The organism is Flavobacterium soli DSM 19725 (assembly GCF_000422705.1).
GTDB classification, from domain to species: domain Bacteria; phylum Bacteroidota; class Bacteroidia; order Flavobacteriales; family Flavobacteriaceae; genus Flavobacterium; species Flavobacterium soli.
The window spans coordinates 12,542-39,154 of the sequence record NZ_AUGO01000009.1 but is presented as its reverse complement, the minus strand read 5'-3'; the positions used below and the strand labels follow the sequence as shown (position 1 = coordinate 39,154).

19 protein-coding genes are annotated in these 26,613 nt (G+C 34.2%); 8 read left to right on the top strand and 11 right to left on the bottom strand.

Annotated elements, in window-relative coordinates; genetic code table 11:
* Positions 1-34 precede the first annotated feature (34 nt).
* The 6 genes from G508_RS0112075 (at position 35) to G508_RS0112050 (ending at position 9,144) form a co-directional block, all read left to right on the top strand.
* The gene (locus G508_RS0112075; RefSeq protein WP_026705566.1) at positions 35-1,447 is read left to right on the top strand and encodes a dicarboxylate/amino acid:cation symporter; all 1,413 of its coding nucleotides are present in this window, start codon (positions 35-37) and stop codon (positions 1,445-1,447) included.
* A gap of 270 nt (positions 1,448-1,717) precedes the next feature.
* Positions 1,718-2,590: a T9SS-dependent choice-of-anchor J family protein gene (locus G508_RS0112070; protein ID WP_169628033.1), complete on the top strand. Its 873-nt coding sequence runs from the start codon at positions 1,718-1,720 to the stop codon at positions 2,588-2,590.
* Positions 2,591-2,706: 116 nt separating this feature from the next.
* Positions 2,707-3,993 carry an anthranilate synthase component I family protein gene (locus G508_RS0112065; protein WP_026705564.1) on the top strand — a complete coding sequence of 429 codons (1,287 nt, stop codon included), beginning with the start codon at positions 2,707-2,709 and terminating at the stop codon, positions 3,991-3,993.
* Positions 3,994-4,032: 39 nt separating this feature from the next.
* Positions 4,033-5,343 carry a tRNA lysidine(34) synthetase TilS gene (tilS, locus tag G508_RS0112060; protein WP_026705563.1) on the top strand — a complete coding sequence of 437 codons (1,311 nt, stop codon included), beginning with the start codon at positions 4,033-4,035 and terminating at the stop codon, positions 5,341-5,343.
* A complete protein-coding gene (locus tag G508_RS0112055) occupies positions 5,343-7,382 on the top strand; it encodes a protein-disulfide reductase DsbD family protein (protein ID WP_026705562.1) in 2,040 nt (679 codons plus the stop codon). Before tilS ends, G508_RS0112055 begins: the two co-directional genes overlap by 1 nt.
* Positions 7,383-7,647: 265 nt before the next feature.
* Positions 7,648-9,144, top strand: coding sequence for a glycosyltransferase (locus tag G508_RS0112050; protein WP_026705561.1), 1,497 nt, complete (start codon positions 7,648-7,650; stop codon positions 9,142-9,144).
* A 73-nt stretch (positions 9,145-9,217) separates the two neighbouring features.
* Here G508_RS0112050 and G508_RS0112045 read toward each other — a convergent pair whose 3' ends face one another.
* Both G508_RS0112045 and G508_RS0112040 read right to left on the bottom strand, forming a co-directional pair.
* Positions 9,218-10,135: a DUF6252 family protein gene (locus tag G508_RS0112045; RefSeq protein WP_026705560.1), complete on the bottom strand. Its 918-nt coding sequence runs from the start codon at positions 10,133-10,135 to the stop codon at positions 9,218-9,220.
* Positions 10,136-10,236: 101 nt separating this feature from the next.
* On the bottom strand, positions 10,237-10,797 hold the full coding sequence (locus G508_RS0112040) for a DUF6642 family protein (RefSeq protein WP_026705559.1): 561 nt from the start codon (positions 10,795-10,797) through the stop codon (positions 10,237-10,239).
* 121 nt (positions 10,798-10,918) lie between these two features.
* Here G508_RS0112040 and G508_RS0112035 point away from each other — a divergent pair, with 121 nt between their 5' ends.
* The gene (locus tag G508_RS0112035; protein ID WP_026705558.1) at positions 10,919-12,661 is read left to right on the top strand and encodes a DUF885 domain-containing protein; all 1,743 of its coding nucleotides are present in this window, start codon (positions 10,919-10,921) and stop codon (positions 12,659-12,661) included.
* An 85-nt stretch (positions 12,662-12,746) separates the two neighbouring features.
* Here the strand turns inward: G508_RS0112035 and ypfJ are convergent, their stop codons facing one another.
* The 7 genes from ypfJ to panB form a co-directional block, all read right to left on the bottom strand.
* Entirely contained in the window at positions 12,747-13,604 is an 858-nt protein-coding gene (gene ypfJ, locus G508_RS0112030) for a KPN_02809 family neutral zinc metallopeptidase (RefSeq protein WP_026705557.1), read from the bottom strand.
* A 10-nt stretch (positions 13,605-13,614) separates the two neighbouring features.
* On the bottom strand, positions 13,615-17,628 hold the full coding sequence (locus tag G508_RS19590; protein ID WP_169628032.1) for a PAS domain S-box protein: 4,014 nt from the start codon (positions 17,626-17,628) through the stop codon (positions 13,615-13,617).
* A gap of 239 nt (positions 17,629-17,867) precedes the next feature.
* Positions 17,868-18,689 carry a DUF2189 domain-containing protein gene (locus tag G508_RS0112020; RefSeq protein WP_026705556.1) on the bottom strand — a complete coding sequence of 274 codons (822 nt, stop codon included), beginning with the start codon at positions 18,687-18,689 and terminating at the stop codon, positions 17,868-17,870.
* A 55-nt stretch (positions 18,690-18,744) separates the two neighbouring features.
* A complete protein-coding gene (locus G508_RS0112015; RefSeq protein ID WP_026705555.1) occupies positions 18,745-20,073 on the bottom strand; it encodes an aldehyde dehydrogenase in 1,329 nt (442 codons plus the stop codon).
* Between the two features lie 56 nt (positions 20,074-20,129).
* Positions 20,130-21,482 carry a hypothetical protein gene (locus G508_RS0112010; protein WP_026705554.1) on the bottom strand — a complete coding sequence of 451 codons (1,353 nt, stop codon included), beginning with the start codon at positions 21,480-21,482 and terminating at the stop codon, positions 20,130-20,132.
* Positions 21,483-21,625: 143 nt separating this feature from the next.
* Positions 21,626-22,315, bottom strand: a complete 690-nt coding sequence (locus G508_RS0112005) for an RluA family pseudouridine synthase (RefSeq protein WP_026705553.1) — start codon at positions 22,313-22,315, stop codon at positions 21,626-21,628.
* Between the two features lie 36 nt (positions 22,316-22,351).
* Entirely contained in the window at positions 22,352-23,170 is an 819-nt protein-coding gene (panB, locus tag G508_RS0112000) for a 3-methyl-2-oxobutanoate hydroxymethyltransferase (protein WP_026705552.1), read from the bottom strand.
* A gap of 159 nt (positions 23,171-23,329) precedes the next feature.
* Here panB and G508_RS0111995 point away from each other — a divergent pair, with 159 nt between their 5' ends.
* Complete coding sequence (locus G508_RS0111995) at positions 23,330-23,752, top strand: nuclear transport factor 2 family protein (protein ID WP_026705551.1); 423 nt, start codon at positions 23,330-23,332, stop codon at positions 23,750-23,752.
* 2 nt (positions 23,753-23,754) lie between these two features.
* On the opposite strand, the gene G508_RS0111990 is transcribed toward G508_RS0111995, so the two are convergent.
* Complete coding sequence (locus tag G508_RS0111990) at positions 23,755-25,473, bottom strand: ATP-binding protein (protein ID WP_026705550.1); 1,719 nt, start codon at positions 25,471-25,473, stop codon at positions 23,755-23,757.
* 1 nt (position 25,474) lies between these two features.
* Positions 25,475-26,602 (bottom strand): histidine kinase, encoded by a 1,128-nt coding sequence (locus G508_RS0111985; protein ID WP_026705549.1) that lies wholly within the window; start codon positions 26,600-26,602, stop codon positions 25,475-25,477.
* Between the last annotated feature and the right edge of the window lie 11 nt (positions 26,603-26,613).

Here is a 26,613-nt window from a genome sequence, read left to right as displayed (position 1 = left end):
TCACGAGCGATTTTCTATTCTTAAAAAACAAATTATGTTCAAATCCAAAATCAGTATTGTCACCTTTATTTCAGTTATTATAGCTTTAATCATTACGTTATTATACGAGTTTGATATTGCAACTTTCAATAACGAATTTATGATGGTGGTTCGTTGGACCGTTGGTGTTCTCCTAATTGCAAATGCCTTGCACAAAAAAAACCTTACCACTTGGATCTTGACCAGTATGGTGTTGGGAATCTTTATTGGTGTTGATTTTCCAAATTTTGCAGCAGCATTACAACCATTAAGTAGTGGTTTTATCAAATTAGTGAAAACAATTGTTGGTCCTATATTATTTGCAACACTAGTGTATGGAATAGCAGGACATTCAGATTTGAAACAAGTAGGTAGAATGGCTTGGAAATCGATGCTCTACTTTTTTTGTGCCACTTCATGTGCTATTTTCATTGGCTTGGCTGCCATCAATATTACTGAAGCAGGTGTTGGAATTGACATTGCAAATATGCCTCAGGAAGAATTGCCAACCGTTACAAAAAACAATACCGTACTTGAATCGTTGCCAGAACACGTGCATGGTGTTTATAAATTCACTAGTTTCTTCAAAGATTTGTTTCCAGAGAATATCGTGAAATCTATTTATGAAAACCAAGTTTTACAAATTGTGGTTTTTTCTGTTCTTTTTGGAATTGGTTTGGCTTTGGTCGAAGAAAAAAAGCGAAAACCCTTAGTAGATTTCACCGAAAGTTTGTCGGAAACCATGTTTAAATTTACAAATCTTATTATGTATTTTGCTCCAATTGGTGTTGGAGCTGCAATGGCTTATACCGTTGGTCATCTTGGAGTCGATATTTTGAAAAACCTCTTCATGCTTCTGGGAACTTTATATCTGGCACTGATTTTCTTCTTGTTATTGGTCTTGTTGCCAGTCGCTTTGTATCTAAAAATACCTGTGAAAAGATTTATAATGGCAATCAAGGAACCTGTTTCTATTGCTTTTGCCACAACAAGTTCAGATGCTGCATTGCCAAAAGCTATGAGTGCCATGGAGAAGTTCGGTGTGCCACGAAAAATAGTTTCATTTGTAATTCCAACGGGTTACAGCTTTAACTTAGATGGAACGTCCTTATATCTTTCACTAGCCTCAATATTTGTTGCACAAGCAGCGGGAATAGATTTGAGTTTCGGAGAACAATTGATTATTGCTTTTACGCTAATGATTACTTCAAAAGGTGTTGCAGCAGTTCCAAGGGCATCGTTGATAATATTGATTGCCACAGCCGATCAGTTTGGACTTCCAGTCTTTGTAATTGCAGCAATTCTAGGAATCGATGAATTGATGGATATGGCAAGAACTTCTGTAAATGTTGTTGGAAATTGCCTTGCAACAGTTGTTATTGCTAAATGGGAAGGTGAATTTGATGAAGCCGCTCCCTATAGGGATTAAAACAAAAAGAAATAAATATAAAAAAGCAACTATTTAGCCTGTTATTAGGATAACTTGGTTGCTTTTTTATTACAAATGATTTGAGAAATATTTGACCTTAAGAGGCTGATGTTGTAAATTTATTGTTAAATTATTTGATGTGTTGAATATTATGTAGGATAATTACATAAATATTGAAAATTAAATTATAGCTTTGATTAAATTTAATTAAAAAACATAATTATGAAAAGAAAATTACTTATCGCGGGTTTACTCTTAAACTCATTTTTAGTGGCTAATGCTCAATCAGTTGTATTTGAGGACAGCTTTGAAACTTATGATGATTTTTTAATCACAGGTATTGGTGATTGGTTAACAATTGACTTAGATGGATCAACTACTTATTCAGGTGGAGGAGGAATTGATTGGGCAAATGAAGGAGCGGCTCAAGCTTTTATGGTATTTAATCCAACCGCTGCACAAGTTACCAATGCTACTTCAGGTACCGAAGTTAGGAATTTTGATCCGAAGACAGGTCTTAAATACATGGGAGCTTGGGCTTCTGTAACACCTTCTAATAATGATTGGTTGGTTAGTCCTGTACTAAATCTTACTGGAGCAACAGGAAGCAGTTTGAGTGTTTGGGTAAAATCAATGTCTAATTCTTATGGTTTAGAAACTTACAAGATTGGTGTATACACAGGAACGGGAACACCAACTACTGCTGCAGATTTTACTATTATTTCGGGAGCAGCTAATTTAGTTGCACCTTATCCTGCATGGGCAGAAAGAATACAATCATTAGCTGCATATGATGGACAAAACATAAGAATTGGTATCCTATGTAATTCTAATGATCACTATATGTTTATGGTAGATGATTTTAAAGTAACTGCTGCAACTTTAAAAGTAAACAATAATCTAGAAACTAGTTTTTCAGTTTCTCCTAACCCAGCTACAACTATTGTAAATTTGAATAATGATGCAAACATCTTAATGAATGAAGTTAAAGTTACTGACATCAATGGTCGAACAGTAAAGTCTGTAAAATTAAATAATGTTTCTAACACTCAAGTCGATATTTCTGATTTAGCTTCGGGTGTTTATCTAATGAATGTGTCTTCAGATCAAGGGACCATCACCAAAAAAATTATCAAAAACTAATAATTATTTTCAAATAGATTTGAAAGACTCCTCAAGAAATTGGGGAGTTTTTCGTTTAAAGCGATTTGATTTCAATGATTATTTTATCGTAATTTTACCATCTAAAAATTATTTTTTTGAGAACTTCTTTTTTCCGTACAATTGAGCAACCTTCGATTTTTAAAAAAAATCTTTTGATCTGGACTCAACAATTCCGTGAGATCGCTTTTTTGGATAGTAACGATTATCCTAGCCAGTATTCAAATTATGATATGGTTGTTGCTGTTGATGGACTTACTTCACTAAAAACCGATTTCCATAATGCATTTGATGATCTCAAAAGCTACCAGCAAACTACAAAAGACTGGCTTTTTGGTTATTTGGCGTATGATCTGAAAAATGATACCGAAACATTAAGTTCTGCAAATTATGATGGATTGTCTTTCCCGGATTTGTTTTTCTTTCAACCCAAAAAAATATTTTTATTAAAGGATAATCATCTTGAAGTGCAGTATCTCAGAATGTGTGATGATGAATTTGAAGAAGATTTTCAAGAAATTCAACAAGGAAATTATAATCCTAAAGAGATGGATATTCTTAAAATCCAGCAGAGAATTTCGAAAGAAGACTACATTTTTAAGGTAGAAAAAATGCTGGAGCATATTCATAAAGGAGATATTTATGAAGCCAATTTTTGTATGGAGTTTTATGCTGATGATGCTCAAATTGATCCGCTCGAAAAATTCTTGAAATTAAATGAAATCTCAAAATCGCCATTTGCTGTTTTTTTTAAGAACCAACATCAGTATTTGTTATCGGCTTCACCTGAACGTTATCTGAAAAAGCAAGGCGAAACTATTATATCCCAACCTATAAAAGGAACTTCCAAACGATTTTCTGATGTGATTTTGGATGAAAAATCGAAGCAAGATTTGCTAAATAATCCAAAAGAACGATCGGAGAATGTGATGATTGTAGATCTTGTTCGCAATGATTTGTCTCGAACGGCTCAAAAAGGTTCGGTAGAAGTAGAAGAACTATGTGGATTGTATTCCTTTTTGCAAGTGCATCACACAATTTCAACCGTAGTTTCTAAATTGGATCCAGAATATGGTCCTGTAGATGTGATCAAAACTACTTTTCCGATGGGAAGCATGACGGGTGCTCCAAAAATTTCGGCTATGAAAATTATTGATGATTTGGAAGAAACCAAACGCGGTTTATATAGTGGAGCAGTCGGTTATTTTACTCCCGAAGGCGATTTTGACTTTAATGTCGTGATCAGGAGTATTTTATATAATGAAAAAAATAAATATGTGTCGTTTTCGGTTGGAAGTGCCATAACAGCATTATCAATTCCTGAAGATGAATATGAAGAATGCTTGCTCAAGGCAAAAGCGATGCACACCGTTTTGAATTCTTAAAGTGCATGGAAACCCGAAATCTTTTTCTTATTTTTGAAAATGATTTCGAAATTCCAAAAGCATCTGTCACAAAATCTTCCTTTTCTTTCTCAAAAGAAACTTTTAGTAGCCGTTAGTGGCGGAATTGATAGCATGGTTTTGCTAGATTTGCTTCAAAAATCAGGTTTTGAAATTGCTCTCGCACATTGCAATTTTAAACTTCGAGATCAAGAAAGTGATCAAGATCAGGCTTTTGTAGAGAATTATGCTCGAGTAAATAATATTTCCTTTTTTGTCACTCAATTTGATACAAAGGCTTTCGCCGAAGATTTTAAATTTTCCATCCAAGTTGCCGCTCGTGAACTCCGTTATAAATGGTTTTATGAGATTTTGGAAACCAATAACTTCGACTATATTCTCACGGCTCATCATGCAGATGATGCTATCGAAACCTTTTTAATCAACTTATCGAGAGGTTCTGGTTTAGAAGGTTTTACTGGAATTCCGGTTCAAAAAGACAAAACAATTCGACCATTATTGCCTTTTTCAAGGGAAGAAATCTTGCAGTATGCTCAAGAAAATGCAATCGAATGGAGAGAAGATAGTAGCAATGCTTCAGATAAATATTTGCGTAATAAAATCCGACAGGAAATGGTTCCGATACTGAAATCGTTGAATCCAAATTTTCTGAATTCTTTTCAAAATACGCTCGAAAACCTCCAACAAGCCCAATCTTTAGTTGATGACGCTTCGAGAATTGTGTATCGAAAAGTGGTTGCAGATGAAGATAATCAGAAGAAAATCGATCTGAAGGAATTATTACAATTGCCTAATTATAAAGCCTATTTATTTCAGTGGTTAAATCCGTTTGGTTTCAAGGCTTGGAATGATATTTACAATCTTGTAGAAAGCCAATCCGGGAAACAAATTTTTGCAGAAGGTTTCAAGCTTTTGAAAGATCGTGACCATTTGATTTTGTCACCACATATCGAAATTGACAAAGACGAAAAATATCTGATTAAAGAAGGTCAAAAAGAAGTTAATTTTCACATAAAGTTGTCGTTTTGTAAAATTTCGACTAGTACAAATGCTTCAAATACAACTATATTTGTGGACGAAAATAAATTGAATTATCCATTGGTACTCAGAAGATGGGAGGAAGGAGATATTTTTCATCCGTTAGGAATGAACGGAAAATCTAAAAAAGTGAGCAAGCTTTTTAAAGACGAAAAATTATCACTGATTGAAAAAGAAAATACTTGGATTTTATGTTCTGATAATCAGATTGTTTGGGTCATTGGTATCCGACAAGACGAACGGTTTAAAATTGAAAAAACTACAAAACAAATCATACAAATAGCGTTACACTAATGAAAAAAATAATTTTTTTACTACTCACTGTTTTAGCTTTCTCGCATACAAATGCCCAAATTCTAAATCCCGTAAAATGGTCTACTCGTGTTGAAAAAATTTCGGATACCGAATTTAATTTGGTTTTTGAAGGAGATTTGGATCCAGAATGGCATTTATATTCCCAATTTACACCAGATGGAGGGCCAATTCCTTTAGAAATTTCGTTTAAAGATGCTGCAGGAAATTATCAATTGATTGGAAAAGCTGTAGAAAGCAAAACTAAAAAGGCTTTCAATGATATTTTTGGAGTGGATGAAATTTTCTTTTCTGATAATTTCACGGTAAAGCAAAAGGTAAAAATCATCAACCTGAAATTAACAAGTATAGATTCTGAAGTTGATTATCAGGTATGTAAGGAAGTTTGTATCAACGGTAGTAAGAAATTAAAGTTTGATTTGCCAAAAATAGCAGTAACCAAAACAGCTGAGCCAGTTGTAGAAGTTGCAGCAGTTCCAGTTGATACAATAACTACAATCGTAGCAGTTGATACTGTTAAACAAGAAACTACTGTAGCAGAAGTTGTTGAAGATCAACCAAAAGTAGAAGAAAAGGAAGAAGACAAAAAAGGACTGATTTCTATATTTTTTATTGCGTTTCTATCAGGTTTTGCAGCATTGTTGACGCCTTGTGTTTTTCCGTTAATTCCAATGACGGTAAGTTTTTTTACGAAGCAAAGTAAAACTAGAGCTGCCGGAATTAGAAATGCGATTACTTATGGAATATCTATCATCGTGATTTATGTCGCATTAGGAAGCATTGTGACTGCTGTTTTTGGTGCCGATGCTCTAAATGATTTGGCTACAAATGTTTGGTTCAATTTAATTTTCTTTGTTTTGTTGGTGTTTTTTGCAACTTCATTTTTGGGAGCTTTCGAAATCATGTTACCAAATTCTTGGGCAAATAAAGTGGACAGACAAGCTGATAGAGGTGGAATTGTAGGTATATTGTTTATGGCTTTGGCTTTGGCAATTGTATCATTTTCTTGTACAGGACCAATTGTTGGAACGTTATTATTTGAGGCTGCATCTCAAGGTGGAATAGGACCAATTGTTGGAATGTTCGGATTTTCATTGGCTTTAGCCTTACCTTTTATGTTGTTTGCAATGTTTCCAGGTTGGTTGAACACATTGCCAAAATCTGGTGGATGGTTGAATACCGTAAAAGTATTTTTAGGATTTTTAGAATTGGCTTTAGCCTTCAAATTCCTTTCAAATGCAGATTTGGTTTTGCAATTGCATCTACTAGAAAGAGAAGTTTTCTTGGCGATTTGGATTGCCATTTTTGGAGCATTGGCTCTGTATTTATTCGGGAAAATTACATTACCCCATGATAGTCCACTACCGTTTATATCAGTTGGAAGACTGATGATGGGACTTTTTGTATTGACTTTTACCGTTTATTTAATTCCTGGACTTTGGGGAGCTCCATTAAAAATTATTAGTGCATTCCCTCCACCGATGACATACAGCGAAAGTCCAAACGGAGTAGGAAATACTGCCATTCATTCTGGAGGAGGTGCAGCAGTTTCAAAACTTCCAGAAGGAGCAAAATATGGTCCTCATAATTTGATTGCTTTTGATGATTATGAAGATGGATTGGCCTACGCCAAAAGCGTAAACAAACCAATTTTGCTTGATTTTACAGGCCATGCATGCGTGAATTGTAGAAAGATGGAAAACAATGTCTGGTCAGACGAAATGGTTTTACCAATTTTGAGAGAAGATGTAGTTTTGATTTCGTTGTATGTAGATGACAAGAGAGCATTGCCAAAAGAAGAACAATTTTATTCTAAAGAGACGGATTCAGAAATTGAAACCATCGGTGATAAATGGACTGATTTTATGATTTCAAAATATAAAACCAATACGCAACCTTTATATGTATTAACTGATTTGGAAGGCAATAGCTTAAATAAGACTAAAGAATCCATTAGTTATGTGAGTGTTGATGAATATCTAGATTGGTTGAAAAATGGTTTGAAAAATTTCAAAAAATAAATTAAAATATAAATAGTTCAAAGGTGTAGCGTTTTTCTCTACACCTTTTTTTTATGTCAAAAATTCAATTTTAGAGACTTTTAAAATTGTAGCATATTTCATTCAGTATCTGGGTAATTGTGTTCTGATTTGGGTAAAAAATATACAAATTTTAAATATATCAATCTGCTAAAGTATTGGTTTTATTGTGTTTTTACCAATGGCACGTGTCTTGCTTTTTCTGTACAAAATAAAAAACCTTGTACAATCAATAAGCAGATTTAATATGAAAAGTGAAGCCATTACTTCAGAACAATTATACTCTTCGAAAAATGATAGTAGCACTACGGATACTAGTTTTTCTCATTCCATGTTCCAAATGAATCTTCAAGCATTGCAAAAAACTTTTTCTCCAATTGCAAAAATTGAAGACTTTGTAGCTAATTCTTTAGAAAATGTTTCAAGAATGAACGTGATCGTTTTAGCTGGTACTTTCCTGCTATTATTTTCTGGAGCTTTTTTAGTATATGAATTACAGCCAGAATTTGTTGAATTCAATATTGGCAGAATGGAATCTACAATTGGATTTGGTTTTTTGATTGTGACCATGGTTCTTCTGGCTTTCAAAGCAAGTTTTTTTCTTTACAAAGGATATTTATATTTGAAGTATAAGCCAATTGATTCTGTTTCGGATGAATTATTGCCAACTTGTACCGTTATTGTTCCAGCTTATAATGAAGGGAAATTGGTTTGGGATACACTCTTTAGTATCGCTAACAGTGATTATCCAGAAGCAAAATTACAGTTGTTAGCAATCGATGATGGAAGTAAAGACGATACTTGGCATTGGATGCAAGAAGCAAAAAAACGTTTGGGAGACCGATTGACTATTTTGCAGCAACCTAAAAACCAAGGAAAACGTCATGCACTTTACAGAGGTTTCAATCTTGGAACTGGAGATGTTTTTGTCACGATTGATAGTGATTCTATCATCAAAACCGATACTTTAAGAAACTTGGTGAGCCCTTTTGTAACGAATGAAAACTGTGGAGCTGTTGCAGGAAATGTTCGTGTTTTGAACAATAAAAAGGCAATTCTTCCAAAGATGTTAAATGTTAGTTTTGTAATGAGTTTTGAGTTTGTTCGTTCGGCCGAAAGTATGCTAGGTTCTGTACTTTGTACTCCTGGAGCTTTAGCAGCTTATCGTAGGACAGCAGTATTTGCTTGTTTGCCTGAATGGATCAATCAAACTTTTATGGGGCAACCTTCTGATATTGGAGAAGATAGAGCCATGACTAATATGATCCTAAAACAAGGACATCACGTGTTATTTCAAAAAAATGCTTATGTTTTAACGGATGTTCCAGAACAGTACAAAGGTTTGTATAAAATGTTCATCCGATGGAGTAGAAGTAACGTTCGTGAAAATTTAATGATGGCAAAGTTCGTCTTCAAAAATTTCAGAAAAGAATCAAAATTTGGAGCCAGATTATTGTTTATCAATCAATTTCTAACCATTGCATTATCCTATCCATTCTTGATTTTTATGTTGTTTTTTGTAGTGATGCATCCACTTTTATTTTTGAGTTCTACACTTTTAGGGATACTAATTGTTTCTAGCTTTCCCGTATTTTTTTATGCGAAGCGATACAATTTTTCAGAATCATTATGGGCTTATTCTTATAGTATATTGTACACTTTTGGATTGTTTTGGATTACACCTTATGCGATTGCAACAGCAGCAAAGAGAGGATGGTTGACCAGAGAATTACCTGCTAAATAATTAAAATCATTATTCTATCATATAAAAAAAACGGAGCATCAAGCTCCGTTTTTCATTTTATACTATGCAAAATTTAGTCAAGGTGTTCAAATTCTAATGATCCTTGCGTGATAGTCACGTTAGTTCCATTATAGCTTGCTGTATAATTAAAGGTTGCTACAATCGTATTTCCATTGTGTGAAACAACTGTAATGCTTCCTTGTGTTAGAGCATATTCATTATCATCATTTCCAACATAAGAAGCATCAAAACCTGAGTCAGTTAGACTATAAGTTCCAGGTTCCACGTCTTTTGGAAGTTCAATTCTATAAATACCAAAGTCATTATTCAATGCGGTCTGATAACCAGTAACTGCAATAGAATTATCCATACTGTTTTCCAAAATCCAAAGAGCATTACCGTTGTCATCACCGGCATTTATAGTAAATACTCCGCCACCATTTTTAGACAAACTCATACTTCCATTGCTATACAAATTTGCACTTTCCAACGATACATTTTCAATGACACCATTTGTAACTTCAATGGTTTGACTTCCCATAAAATCAACTAAAGTTCCAGAAAAAGTTCCAGAGATAGTTCCTTCGGCAGTATTAACCTCCGTTAAAGTTACTGTAAAGGAACCTCCATCTTCAGCAGATGAAAACATATTGAAAGAAGAAAGCGAAGGGATGTAGCTCATGCTACCTGGCATATCGCCTTCAAAAGTATAAGTTCCTGTAGAAAGATTGCTAATTGGAAATTGAAGTGTAACGGACGATTGATCCATTTTTGCTGCAATAATTTGAAGTACCATAGTAGAAACTCCATCCATATCTACTGTTGTAACGGATGCAGCTGCACCACCACTGAGAGATTGCCAAGCCTGCCCGTCTATGTTTGCTGAGATGGTAGCACTAGGTGTTGTGTTTTCTCCTGAATCATCGCTTGAGCATGATTGAAATGTTGTAAATAAAATAACAGCGAGTAATCCTGTAATTTTTTTGATCATAATTTAAAGGTTTGAGTTAAGCGTCAAATATAGAAACAATTGCCGGATATTCTTACAATTATTTAATGTTAACTTAATGCATACTTTTTAAATTATTTAATTTAGTAATACATTCTAAAATCCAACATTTTGCAAATGTTATAATGTTTTTCAAAAAGAGCTTCCACAACTTCGGTTACGTCATCTTCTTCTTGGCAAAGACTAAAAAAAACATTATCTAAAGCCATACTTGTTATAGTTAAAGATGATTCCCCATAACCAGAAATCGCTCTAGCTCCTGTAACATCTAAAAAATATTGTGCTTCTTCGTTGTTTAGATTTAAAGGTTTTGCATTTGAAAAATGGATGATCTTACCTTTCATTTTTCCTTCAAAAAGTTCGGCTATTTCTTCTAAACTGTAGTAATAATTGTGCAGACAGATGTTGTTTTCTTCGCCTTGCATCACCAAATAAATGATTTCATAATTATTAAAATGATGGTCTTCATAAAGCAAAATATTTAAGCTATCTTCCAAACCTTCAATGGTGTCACAGGTTTTATAAATGCTGTCGATACCTGTTTTTAGAGCAAGTTGCTCCAAGTGTTTGATGGTTTCTGTCGCACTTTCGATTTCAATATCGGGAACGGCTTCGAGGCAAAAAATAAATTTATCGGTGTTCATAGCAAATTAGAAGGGGTTTTGGCAAATTTAAAAAAACGCAAGGAGTTATTAGGTTTCCTTAATGCCAAATTAAATTTAGATAATAGATTCCTTATCTTTATCAACTATAAAACAATACAATATGAAAAAAACATTTTTCTTGCTTTGTGCAGCAGTTTTAATTTCTTCCTGCAATAAAAAGGATACAACAGTAGCTGAAAATACCGATAAACAATTTGATGCATACAAGGAATATTTTGTAGATGAATTATGGAAATTGAGTCCAGAATGGGCTTCAAGCCAAGGTTTTCATAAGTACGATAGCGTTTTGATAGTTCCAAATAGTGCCAATGACAAAAGAGTACTCGGTTTTGCAAAAGTGCAATTGGATTCTATGGGTAATTATAATTTGGAACAACTTTCAGATCATAATAAAACCGATTATTATATGATGAAAAATCTTCTCGAAGGTTTTGTTTTTTCTATAAACGAATTAAAATCTTCTGAGTGGGATCCATCAGGATATAATGTTAGCGGTTCTTTTGCCCAAATCCTGAATGGAAGTTATGATAGTTTGGACAACCGACTTCGCAATTTTAATATCAAGATGAACAATATTCCGGCTTATTATGAAGCTGCTAAGCAAAACGTCAAAAATCCAACTCGCGAACATACTGATTTGGCTATTGCACAAAATCTTGGTGGTATTTCCGTTTTTGAAACCGATTTGAAAACAGCTTTGGATAAAAGTACCTTGTCTCAAATCGAGAAAGTAGAAATTCTAACCAAATCAAAAGTTGCAATAAAAGCAATTCAGGATTATGCTTCGTGGCTGCAAAAATTAGAGAACAAGACACCACGTTCATTTCGTTTAGGTAAGGATTTGTATGCAAGAAAGTTCGATCTTGATATCCAATCTGGGTATAATGCCGAAGAAATTTATCAGAAAGCTATTTCGCAGAAAAAAGAATTGCATGAAAAAATGTATGTTCTTGCCGATAAATTATGGTCAAAATACCTGGGAAATACTCCTAAGCCTTCGGATAAATTGGTTTTAATTCGACAAGTAATTGATGAAATTTCGTTACAACATACGACTCCAGAAAAATTTCAATCGGAAATTGAAAAGCAAATTCCCGAACTTACTGCTTATGTGAAAGAGAAAGATTTGTTGTACATCGATCCATCAAAACCTTTGGTAGTTCGAAAAGAGCCAGATTATATGGCAGGTGTCGCTGGAGCCTCTATTTCGGCACCTGGACCTTATGATAAAAATGCCAATACTTATTATAATGTTGGGAGTTTGTCAGGTTGGTCTAAGGAAGAATCTGAAAGCTATTTGAGAGAATACAACGATTATATTTTGCAAATTTTGAATATTCACGAAGCTATTCCGGGACATTATACACAATTGGTGTATAGCAATCAATCGCCAAGTATTATCAAAGCCATTTTAGGAAACGGAGCCATGATTGAAGGTTGGGCAGTTTATACCGAAAAAATGATGCTCGAAAGCGGCTACAAAAATTCTGATGAAATGTGGCTGATGTATTATAAATGGAATTTGAGAACGGTTTGCAACACGATTTTGGATAATAGTGTTCATACCAGAGAAATGACTAAAGAACAAGGAATTGGGCTTTTGACAAGAGAAGCTTTTCAGCAAACGGCTGAAGCCGAAGGAAAATGGAAGCGAGTGACATTGTCGCAAGTTCAGTTGTGTTCGTATTTTACGGGTTATACCGAGATTTATGATTTTAGAGAAGAACTCAAAAGCAAACAAGGATCAGCTTTCAATTTAAAGCAATTTCATGAAAAATTCTTGAGCTATGGAAGTGCTCCAGTAAAATATATCAAGGAATTAATGTTGAAGGACGAAAAATAATTTTTCTAAGTTTCCATAAAATAATGCACTGTTTTTAATCGATAATCAAGATTAGAAACAGTGCATTTTTAGTATAGATTAAACTTTATTTTATTTTTTCAAAAGTATTTCCTTCCGTGATATCACCTGTTTTGAAGCCTTTATTAAACCAATACATTCTTTGTTCGGAAGTTCCATGTGTGAAAGAATCTGGTACTACATGCCCTTGCATTTTTTTCTGGATGGCGTCATCACCAACGGCATGAGCGGCACTCAAAGCTTCCTCAATATCGCCTGGCTCGAGCATTTGGTTCACTTTTTCGTTATGATGTGTCCAAACTCCTGCATAAAAATCGGCTTGCAATTCTAGTGCAACCGAAAGTTTATTGGCTTCGGCTTCACTCATGCCTTGTTGCATTTGCCTCACTTTTCCAGAAGTTCCCATAAGTGTTTGAACATGGTGACCAATTTCGTGAGCCACCACATACGCTACAGCGAAATCGCCACCTTTGGCACCAAATTTACTTTTTAATTCGGCAAAAAAGCCCATGTCCATATAGACTTTCTGGTCTCCAGGACAATAAAAAGGTCCAGATGCAGATGTTGCTCCACCACAAGCCGTTTCTACTTGACCTGTAAAAAGAACAAGGTTTGGCTCTTTATAAGTCATACCATTTTCCTTGAAAATTTTATTCCAAACATCTTCATTGTCAGTCAACAAAGCATCAACGAATTTACCCGTTTCGATTTCTTCTGCTGTAAGTTCTCTTTCGGTAGTTTGGGTATTTTGCTGCTGATTGAATTGCTCAATTACAGGGACTAAATTTTGTGCTTCTTGTCCTCCAAACATTGTGATGAGCAAAATGATGACACCAATAATTCCTCCACCAGCAACTACTTTTCCGCCCGACATTCCTCTTCGGTCCTCCAGATTACCACTTTCTCTTCTTCCTTGCCATTTCATAACTTAATTTTTAGTTGTTTTTTATATTATTGGTCCATTTTAAAATTACTTCTTCCAAAGTAGCTCTGATAATTGGCTTTGTAATATAATCGTCCATACCAGCTTCTAAACAATTTTCCTTTTCTCCTTTAACCGTTCCTGCAGTTAGTGCAATTATCGGAATGTCCTTTCCAGCTTCGGTTTTTCGAATTACTTTCGTGGCTTCATAACCGTTCATCACGGGCATTTGGATATCCATCAAAACAATATCTGGATGAATTGTTGCAAATAGATGTACTGCTTGTTCGCCATCTGTTCCTTCATAAATGAATATATCTGGAAAAAGATTTTTCAGTATCGTTCGAGTCAGCAACATATTGATCTTATTGTCTTCAACAACAAGAATTTTTAAATTTGAATTTAAAACTACATTATTTTTTTTAGATTCCATCGTTTTTGTCTCTTTTTCAAACTCATTTTCGTTGGAAGTTACTAAAATTAAGTCAAAATAAAACGTGCTACCCTGATTGATTTTGCTTTCAAGTTGCAATTTGCTATCCATCAAGTTTAGCAATTGATTTGAAATTGTGAGTCCGAGACCAGTTCCTCCAAATTTTCGAGTGGTCGAATTATCTTCCTGGGAGAAAGCTTGAAATATTTTTTTCTGATTTTCCTTTACAATTCCTATTCCCGTATCGGTTACTGAAAAGCGTATGGATTTTTTGCTTTCGCTGATGTCTTCCAGCACTGAAATTTTCAATTCAATCGAACCATTACTTGTAAACTTGATGGCATTGCTCAAAAGATTCAACAAAATTTGTTTGATCCGAACCGGGTCAAACCAAACGAAGGCTGGGATTGAAGGATCGATAGTAGTTTTAAGTTGCAACTTTTTATGATCCGATTCTAGTCTAACCAAGTCAATAACTTGCTTCAAGAGTTCATGGATATCATTTTTACGAATGTCAAGTTCTAATTTTCGGGCTTCTATTTTTGAAAAATCTAAAATATTATTAACAATATCCAAAAGCGAATGAGCTGATTGGTTGATCGTTAGCATGTATTTTTCTTGGGAAGCTTCTAATTTTGTATTCATCAAAAGATCCGTGAAACCTATGATTCCGTTTAAAGGTGTCCTGATTTCATGACTCATGTTGGCCAAAAATTCCGACTTTGCTTTACTTGCTGATTCGGCCATTTCCTTTGCAATAATAGCAGCTTCGGCTTCCTTTTTTTCGGTAATATCAATTAAAATTCCTTCGATATAATTGATTTTGCCATCTTTTTTAATCACATCGCCAAATTCTTCGACCCATACAAAGTTGCCATTTTTGTTCTTGATACGATAAGTAAAGTTAAAAGGTTCTTTATTTTTTAAAGCTGCTTTGGTTGCAAGCGTCACTCGCTCTCGGTCATCAATATGTACCAAATCGATCAGATTTATGGCATTCTCAAGAAAAATGGATTTGTTGTAACCCGTGAGTTTTTCAATTTCATCATTGATATAAATTTTGGTCAGCTTTTCATCGTTATTAGACAGATAAACGGTTCCAGGTATGTTATTGGCTAGAAGCTTGAATTTTTCTTCACTTTCATAAATCGTATTTTCATTGATAGATCGTTCAATAACTGCCGATATATTATTTGCAAGAGTTTGGAGTATATTAATCTCATCCTCAGTCCATTCTCGTTGGTTACTGCAATCATCAAATCCTACAAAACCAGAGAAACGGTCCTTCAAATAAATGGGAAGGATGAGTATCGATTTGATTTCGTTTGCAATTAGCAGATTTTTTAAAAAACCATCAGCAAGATTTTCAATAATGGCATTTAGCGGTTTTTTGTTTTTGGCAGAATCAATTATCTCTTTGAAATCGATATGATCAAAGTGTCGTAAAGGGGTAATTTGAAGCACTACATTTTCCTTTGCCCATTTGTATTTTTGATGAATCAGATTTGTTGCAAAATCATTTTCATAGTAGTAAACATGATCGGCATTGGTGGCTTTTCCCATAATTTCGAAGGTTTCGGAAAACATATCAAAGATACTTTTGCTAAGCAAAAATTTCTCTGTACATAATGCCAAAGCCGAAAGCAAGTCGCTTTTGTATGCTAATTTTTTTTCAGCATTTAAACGCATTTGGGATTCGATAGCCAAGGAAATGATATCCGAAATTGATCGTACAAAATTGATATCCTCATTGTCCCAAAATTTCTTTTCATTGCAGGTTTCAAAACATAAAACGCCTTCAATCTTACCATTTAGAATGATACTCACATCCAGCATCGATTTTATTTGACTATCAGTATAATAATCAATAAAGAAAAATTCATCTAAATTTTTCATTGAAATATCCGAGGCAATCACAATTTTATTTTTCTCGATGTCTCTAAAATAGTTTGGAGCATCTTTTTTTTCAAAAATTTGTCCTCTCGAAAAAGTATCTGTATTTAATTCATAAAGTGTATTGCAAACCAAACGATCTGGGGAATATTTCCAATAGCTAACTCTGTCAATAGTTGTGTCTTTTGCTGCATTTTTGATAACAAGTTCAATGATGTCATCTAGGTTTTCGAAAGTACTAAAATTTGTAGTCGATAATTTGTTGATGGTGGCGTTATACTTTTGAATTTTAGCTTGACGGTTTTGATTTTCAAATTCAATATTTTTCAAAGCTGTAATATCTCTAGCAATCCCCGAATATCCAGTAATTTCTCCAAGCGGACCCCGAAGTACAATTACTTTTTGTGAAGCCCAAATTACGGATCCGTCTTTCTTGATAAGTGGCAACTCAATGGCAGGAAAATCATTTTCAGTTTCTACCAGATCTTCATAAAAAGTCATCAACTTTTCACGGTTGTCTATGCGGATAAAACTTGAATAATTTTGGCCAATGATTTCTTCTTTACTAAAACCAAGATGAGCAATAGTAAAATCGTTGATAAAAGTGAAATTACCATCTTGATCGGTTTCAAAAATAATGTCAGTTGCCGTTTGAATTAGATTTTTGTATTGGTTTTGAATCTTAACCTGATCGGTAACATCCTGACCAATCCCAACAATTAGATCATCATTGTATTTTTTGTTTTTCCATTGGATATATTTGTATTCACCATTTTTACATTTCAGTTTCCTGATATGCAAATCTTCATCTCTTGCGGGATCATTATTTTTAGGATTAACAATTTCAGTGCTTTCTGTCAATTCCCAAAAATTCAACCCATTGATTTCACTGGGTTCATATCCTAAAACCGTAGCGATAATATCATTGCTATAGCTCAATTCACCTTTGCTATTTGTTCCAATAATTAACGAATTTCCTTTGTTTACAATATCATTTGCAAAAAGTAATTTGTCTTGAGAATTTAGAATCGCAATGTGCCTGATATAATGAATCAAAATGATAAACATTAACGAATACAAAATGATAATGAACAAATCGATTTTAATGAGATCAACTAGATAGAGTAAATAGAAAATGGTAATTAAAATCACCACGAAAACCCAATATTTTCGCAAGGAGTAGAAAACATTTGGGGCAAAGAAGAACATGATGATAAGTTCCGAAAAAGTAACAAGTTCGAAAGGAAAATAACAGATTTTGAATAGGGTATAGCTCAGTAAAAAGGTATAAGCCGAAACAAATATCTTTTGGAAATATTTTTGAACAAAGGGTACCTTGTCACTAACAAAGTAGAGAATTAGAAGCGAAATTCCGATGGAAGTATTTTCTATGAATTCGCTTTTGAGCCTAATCTTAAATAGTTCCAGCAACAACTCTGTAATAGGGAAAATCATCCCGAAAAAAATCAGGTAGATTCTATACTGCTCGATATTGGTTTTATTTTCGGAAAAATTAGCAACAAAATCTTTGTTATAGTACGAAATTCTTCTAAGAATAGTTAGAAAAATTAATGACGATATACTTGCCGCTATCAATACAAACCACCAATTGAAATAAAAAGGTGTTTCGATTTGAAAATCTTTTATATGACGTGTTATCGGATGATTTTCATCGGGTTGTAGTAAATTGGATGCATCCAAAAAAAAATTTTGAGAAAATACATTTTTACTACTAACAAAAGGCGAAACCATCAACAGTAAGAAAAAAAAACATCTGTTCAGGAAAAGCATAACTAATTCTTGGTTAATGGTTTATGCAATTATTTATGATGAAATTAATTCTTGTAAATATAGCTAAATAGAAGGTTTGTTGGGGACATATTAAAAAAAAATTCCAAAATCTGTTAATGATTTTGGAATTTTCTTATTTGCTGTAAATGCTAATATTCTGATGATCCAATTTCGTCTAGTTCATCTTTTTCTTCCATAGGGATTGCATTTCTATAAATGATATACTGTGCTGAACTAAAAATAGGAAGTGTAAAAAAGATACCAATGCACAAGGCAAAAAAACCTAACATAGCACAGATAAAGAAGATAATCATAAGCAATAAGATCATCCAAAAACGTTTGGAAACGGTGACAATACTTGCTTTAATCGCTTCCATTGCTGATAGGTTTCCAAAGATGATGAATGGGATAGTAAGTAGCGTAAGTAAAGGAACTAACGCTGCTAAAATCAAATTTACAATCGTAATTATGATCATTAAACTTAAATCATCTAGGAAATACAATTGCCCTAACTGTGACAAGGTGCTAATTCCGGATGATACAAATGTAATGACTGCAGTTGCTAAAAACAGCTCCTTGAAATGTTTAGTTTTATAGTGAGAAAATGCTGTTGAGAAATCAAAGTCTCTATTGGTTTCCGCATTATGTGCAATTTGCATAATTCCAGCCACTACAGGTGAAATCAAGGCATATCCTACTACCGATACTGCCATATTTACTAGCAAAAATGTTGTACTTACATTTCCAGAACTGTACTCCGTGAAGAAGTCAGTAAAGTTTAAAGCCAGTCCCAAAATGCCTCCAACTCCTAATGTTATCATCAAAAGAACAATGGCTAAAACAATGATGATAGCTCCTGATAATAATGCAATTTTTTTGAAATTTTCGAATGTCTGGCTTATAACATCCCCCAAATCAAGATGGTAACCGTGCTTTTTAATTTCTTGAACTTGCTCTAAAGTTGATTTCATTGAAGTGTGATTATTTTGTTTTTTATTATTTTATGAGGCATTGAAGATAAAAAAATTATATCCATTTCAGAATTTTTTTTATCATTTTTAATTTGCCTTTGTATGGTGCATAACGAAAAGGAATATCAAGCCAGTTTGCTTTCTTGACAATTGCTTTTTGGTGCGAAAAAGTATCAAAGCTTAGTTTTCCATGATAGGCTCCAATTCCTGAATTTCCAACACCACCAAAAGGAAGTCTCTTATTTGAAAAATGCACAACCGTGTCATTCACGCATCCGCCACCAAAGGAATAGTCTTGAATTATTTTTTCGGCGAAAGCGTTATTTTCTGTGAAAACATACATCGAAAGTGGCTTTTCTGATTTTGAAATTATTCGCTTCAAATCATCATTATTCGAGTAGGAAAGAATGGGTAATATGGGCCCAAAAATCTCCTCTTTCATAAGAGCACTATCCAAATTTGGTTCGTCAACGATGGTAGGAGAGAGGTAGTTCTCATCTTCATTATGGCTTCCGCCGAAAGCGATATCTTGAAATTCTATAAAGCTAACAAGTCTTTTGAGGTGTTCCTTGCTAATAATTCGAGTAAAATCAGGAGAAAGTTCTGGATTTTCTCCATACGCATTCTGGATTTCTTTTTTTAGCAGTGAAATAAGTTCGTTTTTAATTTTTGGCTTGACCAAAATATAATCTGGAGCAATACAAGTTTGTCCCGCATTGATAAATTTTCCCCACACAATTCGTTTTGCAGCCAAAGGGAGGTTTGCTGTTTCATCCACAATACAAGGATTTTTTCCGCCAAGTTCTAAGGTTACAGGCGTTAAAAATTCGGCTGCAGCCTTATAGATCAGTTTTCCAACGGCAACACTTCCGGTGAAAAAAATATAATTCCAGCGGTTTTTTAGTAATTCTTCGGATAATCTCTTGTCACCTAAAACGACAATAACATGTTTGGGATCAAATGTTTCTCGGATGATTTTGGAAAGTAAGCTAGATGTATTTGGCGTTAATTCCGAGGGTTTTAAAGTGACTTTGTTTCCGGCTGCAACGGCTGCAATTAATGGACACAATGCAAGTTGGAAGGGATAATTCCAAGGCGAAATAATCAAAACGCTTCCATAAGGTTCACTGTAGATGTATTCTCTTGAGGGGAAATTTAAAAAAGAGGGCAAAACCTTTTTAGGTTTTGCCCATTTATTGATGTTCTTTATGGTATAATTTAATTCATCGATAACGATATTGATTTCGGTTACAAAGGCTTCAAATGCAGGCTTTTTGAAATCGTTATACAACGCTTCACTAATTTCTTTTTCATACAATTTTACGGTGTATAATAGTTTTATTAGCGACTGTTTCCTGAAATTGATATTGTTTTTATAGTCCATTTTAAAATTATTGATACTGCAAGTTAATTTTAAAAATTGGATAAAACAATTGCGTTTTACAAGAATCCGAATCTGAAACCGAAATAGGCATCCGCTTGTTTACTATCGCTTGTAGCAGCAGTAATGATTGAATTTGAACCTAGGAAAAATCCACCTAATCTGAAACCAAAACCAGCTGTTGTTCCAGAAAGCTCATTGTTTCCAATTGGCAGGAAAGCTTCGAAAGGTCCAAGACTTATTCTAGGAGTGATTGAAATTGAGTTTTGAGCTGTAATTTGGTCGTTATTTTCGTTATCACCCATTTTTTGTTGCATGAAAAAGGTTACTGATAATTTAGAAATCACTTTAAGGTCTGCATATAAATTAAAAACAGTAGGAAGCTTTACTTTGATATCCTTACTATTTTCTGTTTTCTCATAGTATCCTAGGGCCTCATAAGACTCTAAGACTTCCTCAATATCTTCTAAACCTTCAACATCATTAAAATCATTAAGGTCAATTCCAGGATTATTATTGACATCCAATTTGTATGTAGAAGAAACATTATCCTCTCCTTTAAAAGTCATACTTCCGATGTTTTTTATAGAAGCTCCAACTTTTAGTTTATATCCACTGCCAATTTTGTTTTTCAGTTGATAATCGACTCCAAAATCAGTAGCCATACCATTTAGATTTCCAAATAGTGAGCCAGTATAATCGCTGGAGTCAGAAAAGCTTTCGCCAAAGTTACCTGAATAGGCAATATTTAGATTAGCTGTTGCATTCGTAAGCTTGTTTTCTAAACCATTGTTAGTGATATCACCATTAAATTGGCTCAAGCCCATATTTGCATAAGAACCAGGAAATAATAGTTTCAAGGTGACACCTCCATTAATTCTATTTCTGTCTTTTTCCCATAATTTTTTTGCAGCCGAAAAGCCTATTTCGCCCCAAACTGTTGCATTTACACGCTGGTTGCCATTACTATTAATGGTTGATGGGAGTGCATTTAGAATATCAGATTCATTAACAAGTGCATCTCCTAATTCTGAATTAACGTTAACAACGTTTGCCGTAATATGACCTTTTGAAGTAACGGCAAATCCCCAACCGCGAAAATTAAAGGCCACGCCCGGAAGGGCAAGTTCCGCATCTAGACTAAAATCTACACTTTTGTCACCGTTAAACAGAAGGCCTTCAATATCTTCTCCATCTACGATATCGCTAAATCCGATTTTGTTATTGGAAACATTTAGGCTTAATGCTGCAATTTGAACCTCAAATCTGCTATTTAAGTTAGCAAATTCAGAAGGGTTCATGTTTCCGTTCAGGATTCCAACACGTTTGGAAGTTGTAATTCCAGCAAAATGATCCTGACTAAAGCTAATTCCATAGACAAGACAACATACTAAGAGTGTAATTTTTTTCATAGGGGTACATGTTTTTGTTATGTCAAATATATGAAAAATTAGCATTTAATTAACACGTGCATTGTAAAATACCTAATTATGGGGATATAGAACCATGTGCTCTTATGAATTTTAAGTAACCACCTCAAATAATGATTATTAACTTACACATTTCTCCAAACCACTTCATCTGGAACTGGAGCAACAATGCTTACTTCTTCTTTTGATACAGGGTGTATAAAAACCAATTTTCGAGCATGAAGATGGATGCCTCCGTCAGGGTTACTTCGGTCAAAACCATATTTTAAATCGCCTTTAATTGGAGAACCAATCGCAGACAATTGAGCTCGAATTTGATGGTGCCGTCCTGTATGCAGGTTTATTTCTAAAGCAAAATAATTGTTGAGTTCCTTGATGATTTTATAATCCAAACTGGCAACTTTGCTTTCGGGAACTTCTTTTGAATGTGCTTTTGAGGTATTATTTTTTTCATTTCTTTTCAGATAATGAACGAGTTTAGCTTCTTTTTCTGCGGGTTTATTTTTGACAACAGCCCAATAGGTTTTTCGGGTTTCCCTGTTTGCAAACAATTCATTCAATCGTGTCAATGCCTTTGAAGTTCGTGCAAAAACCACAATTCCAGTTGTTGGTCGGTCAAGCCGATGCACCACTCCTAGGAAAACTTCACCAGGTTTATTGTATTTCTCCTTTATATATTCCTTGACGACTTCGCTTAGAGGTTTGTCGCCCGTTTTATCGCCTTGTACGATATCGCCAACACGCTTATTAATCACAATAATATGATTGTCTTCGTGCAGGACTTGGAGATTGTTTTTATCGGAAACTATTTTCATTACCAAATTATCAAATTACCAAATTTTCTAATTTGATTAGTATTGTTCTTTTTCATTCGGGAAATCACTCGACTTAACATCTGCGACATATTGACCAATAGCTGTAGTCATTCCGTCATATAAATCCATGTAGCGTCTTAAAAATCTCGGACTAAATTCGTTGTTCATACCCAACATATCGTGAATAACTAAAACTTGTCCGTCAACACCGCCACCAGCACCAATTCCGATAACGGGAATAGCGATACTTTTAGCTACTTTTTCAGCCAAATGAGCTGGAATTTTTTCTAAAACCAATGCAAAGCAACCGATTCTTTCCAACAATTTTGCATCTTCAATCAACTTTTCAGCTTCAGCATCTTCTTTTGCACGAACGGTGTAAGTTCCGAATTTATAGATAGACTGTGGGGTCAAGCCCAAATGTCCCATAACTGGAATTCCAGCATTCAAGATCTTCTTTATAGAATCTTTAATTTCGCTTCCACCTTCCAGTTTTACGGCGTGACCACCGCTTTCTTTCATGATTCTGATAGAGGAACGAAGTGCTTCTTTTGGGTCAGATTGGTAGCTTCCAAAAGGCAAATCTACCACAACTAAAGCTCTAGAAATTGCCCTCACAACACTCGAAGCATGATAAATCATTTGGTCTAAAGTGATGGGTAAAGTCGTTTCGTGACCCGCCATTACATTCGAAGCCGAATCGCCCACTAAAATCACATCTACACCAGCGGTATCCACGATTTTTGCCATAGTAAAGTCATAGGCCGTCAACATCGAAATCTTTTCGCCATTGGCTTTCATTTCAATTAGCGACTTGGTTGTAATTCTTTTATAATCCTTTTTAGCTACAGACATCTCAGTTATAAGTTAAGAGTTATAAATTATGAGTCGTTAATTGATTTTCAATTTGACCCAAAAATAAGTTTGTAAATGTACAAAATTGCTTTTGGTAAGGTTGTACCATCAAATGTGTTTTTTAGCTAACTTTACAATGGTAATTTTAAATATCTAATTATGAGGAAGTTGTTTTTAGTAGGATTGATTTTTACTTGTCAAATGATAACAGCACAGCAGGCTGAAGTTCAAAAAGTTATTGAAGATTTTTTTGTTGCTTTTCATGCAAAAGATACCATCAAGATGAAGGATTTTTGTGATGATAAAATGATCCTAAAAATTATTGAAGAAAATAAGAATCAGGTTTTTACAGAATCATTTTCAGATCTTTTGAGATCTATTGGTACTACTCCAGAAGATATTAAATTTCAAGAAAATATTTTGTCATATGACATAAAGATAGATGGAAAATTGGCTTCTGTTTGGGCTCCTTATGAGTTTTATGTAAACGGAAAATTGAGCCACAAAGGAGTTGATGTGTTTCAATTGTTTTATGATGAAAAGCAATGGAAAATCATCAGTTTGATTTATAATATCCGATGAGTTTAGGCAATGGGTAATTTGAAATAAAAACTGCTTCCCAATCCCAATTCACTTTCCACACCAATGCTTCCTCCTTGAGCTTCAATAAATTCTTTAGAAATGGCTAAACCTAATCCAGTTCCCGACTTATGACTGCCTGGAATTTGGAAATACTTGTCGAAAACTTTCGATTGGTAACGCTTGTCGATTCCTTTTCCTTTATCTTTAACTTGAAAAATTAGCTGATTGTTTTCTTCTTTTAATTTTACAACAACCACACTGTTTTCTGATGAATACCGAATGGCATTGGTCAGGAAATTAATCAAAACCCAAGATGTTTTTTCGCTATCGGCTCTCACTTCAGATAAATTAACATCAGCTTCAACTTGCAATTCAATTTGCTTTTGTTCAGCTTGAATTTTAACCGCTTCGGTTGCATATTTTACAATGTCATTCGGATTGCTTTTCTCAATATTCAACTGAATATTTCCGGTTTCTAATTGCGATAATTCTAATAATTCGCCTGTGATTTTCAATAATCGCTGACTGTCATCTTTAATACTGTCTATCAATTGTTTCTGGTCGTCATTTGTAGTTCCTGTCGAAGTGTTTTCTAATAATTGCAAACTCATTTTAATCGATGCAATTGGCGTTTTCAATTCGTGTGAAACGGTTGCTATAAAGTTGGTTTTTGCAAAATCTAGTTCTTTGAAAATCGTGATGTTTCGCAAGATAATTACGTTTCCAATATCAATTGATTGTTCTTCTCCTGTTGGTTTTATCGTGATGTTTACCGTTTCTTTTTCGAAATAACTTTCTTTTCCATCAGCAAAAATTTTCATAGGATGTGTTTTCGGACTTTCCAATTCATTAATGATTAAGGACTTCATCAAATCGTTTTTCAAGGCCAAAGTTGTTGCAAATTGTCCTATAACTTCTTCTTGTTTTAGTCCGATAATCTTCAATGCTTCATCGTTTACAAACAAAATAATTCCATCATTATCTAATCCAATAATTGGGTCGTGCATGTTGTTAATTAACGTTTCCAATCGTTTCTTTTCGAAAGTCAATTTATGCAAACTACTATTAGAATATTCTTCTAATTTTTCAGCCATCGAATTGAACGATTTTGCTAAATCGCCATACTCATTATGATTTTGAAAATGAACACGTTCAGAGTAATTTCGGTTGGCAATTTGCTTGATGCTTTCGGTCAATTCCTTTATCGGATTGGCAATATTATTAGGCAAATTAACTAACAAATTAAAAGCAATTAAAAAGCATAGAGTCCCCACAATTGCAATCCATAGATTGGCGGTTTCGGCGGTTTCTTTTGCAATATCGCTTTTTTCTTTGATGGCATTCATATTGAGTTTCATAATCTCAAAAATATCCTGCCTAATTTGGGATTTCAAGCTTTCATCCGTTCTGTTTTTTTCTAATAGTTGAAAATTTTCCTGCAGATTCCGGGTTACTTTTTCCTCACCAGTTTCAGTAATATTGGCGAGTTGTTTTTTTAAATTGGTTTCGAATAAAAGAATTGCTTTGGGTTCATCTTTAGTAATTTCATCCAAAGAAGAAAGCATATTTCTAGAATATTCAAGTGTTATATAATTTGCTTTGAGTATGTTTTGCGTGTCTTTTTTTATGGAGAAAATATAAAAGGCACTCACCAAAGAAAGTATTATTATTAGGGTGAATAATAATCCTACACCAAGATTTAGTTTAGTTTTAATTTTCATATCAAGAAAGAATTACAAGGTCAACATTGGATTTCGAAAGGCTATTTAATAATCGTCTGAAAATAGTTGTAGACAAAATTACTTTAAATAAATTGAAATGCGGTTTGCCAATACAAACCGTCGTAATGTTTTTTTGCTCCACAATTTTCAGCATCGCATCAGTAATATTCGAACTTTCAATCTTGATTACTTCGGCACCTAATTGTGTTGCCAATTTGAAATTATTAATCAGGTGACGCTGTTTGTCCAATGCAATTTTATTCGGACTTTCTTTTGGTGTTTCCACATATAAAACATACCAACTTCCGTTGTAATAACTCGCCAAACGTGCCGCTTTTCTAATCACAATTTTAGCCGTTTTATCATTGCTACTAATACAAGCCAGAAGTTTTTCGTGCTTTAAAGCCAGATTTTTCGGAACTTCATTCTCCACTTTCCGAACCACTTGACTGGCTACTTCTTTTAAAGCCAACTCACGCAACTGCAGGATTTGTTCGGCTTTAAAAAAGTTAGCTAATGCAGTTTGGATTTTATCTTCTGTATAGATTTTTCCTTGTTTCAATCTTGAAATCAAATCCTCCGAAGTCAAATCGATATTCACTACTTCATCTGCCAATCGCAACACATTATCGGGAACCCGTTCTTGAACATCAACGCCAGTAATGCGTTTTACATCTTCGTTCAGACTTTCAATATGCTGAATATTCACAGCCGAAATCACATTAATTCCAGCTTCTAAAATCTCCAAAACATCTTGCCAACGCTTTTCATTTTTGCTTCCTTCGATATTGGTGTGTGCCAATTCATCTACAATCACGACTTCAGGACGTAAATTGATAATCGCCTGAACATCCATTTCTTCGAGATTTTTTCCTTTGTAGAAAATACTTCTCCTCGGAATGACAGGCAAACCGTCTAACAACTCGTGGGTTTCTTTTCGAAAATGGGTCTCGATATAACCAATTTTTACATCGATTCCGTTCTTCAAAAGTGTGTGAGCTTCTTGCAACATACGAAACGTTTTTCCTACACCAGCACTCATTCCGATGTAGATTTTAAACTTTCCTTTGCGTGATTTCTGAATTAAATCTAGGAAATGTTGAGCGTTATTTTGTTTTTCTTGTTCCATATTTCAATGTC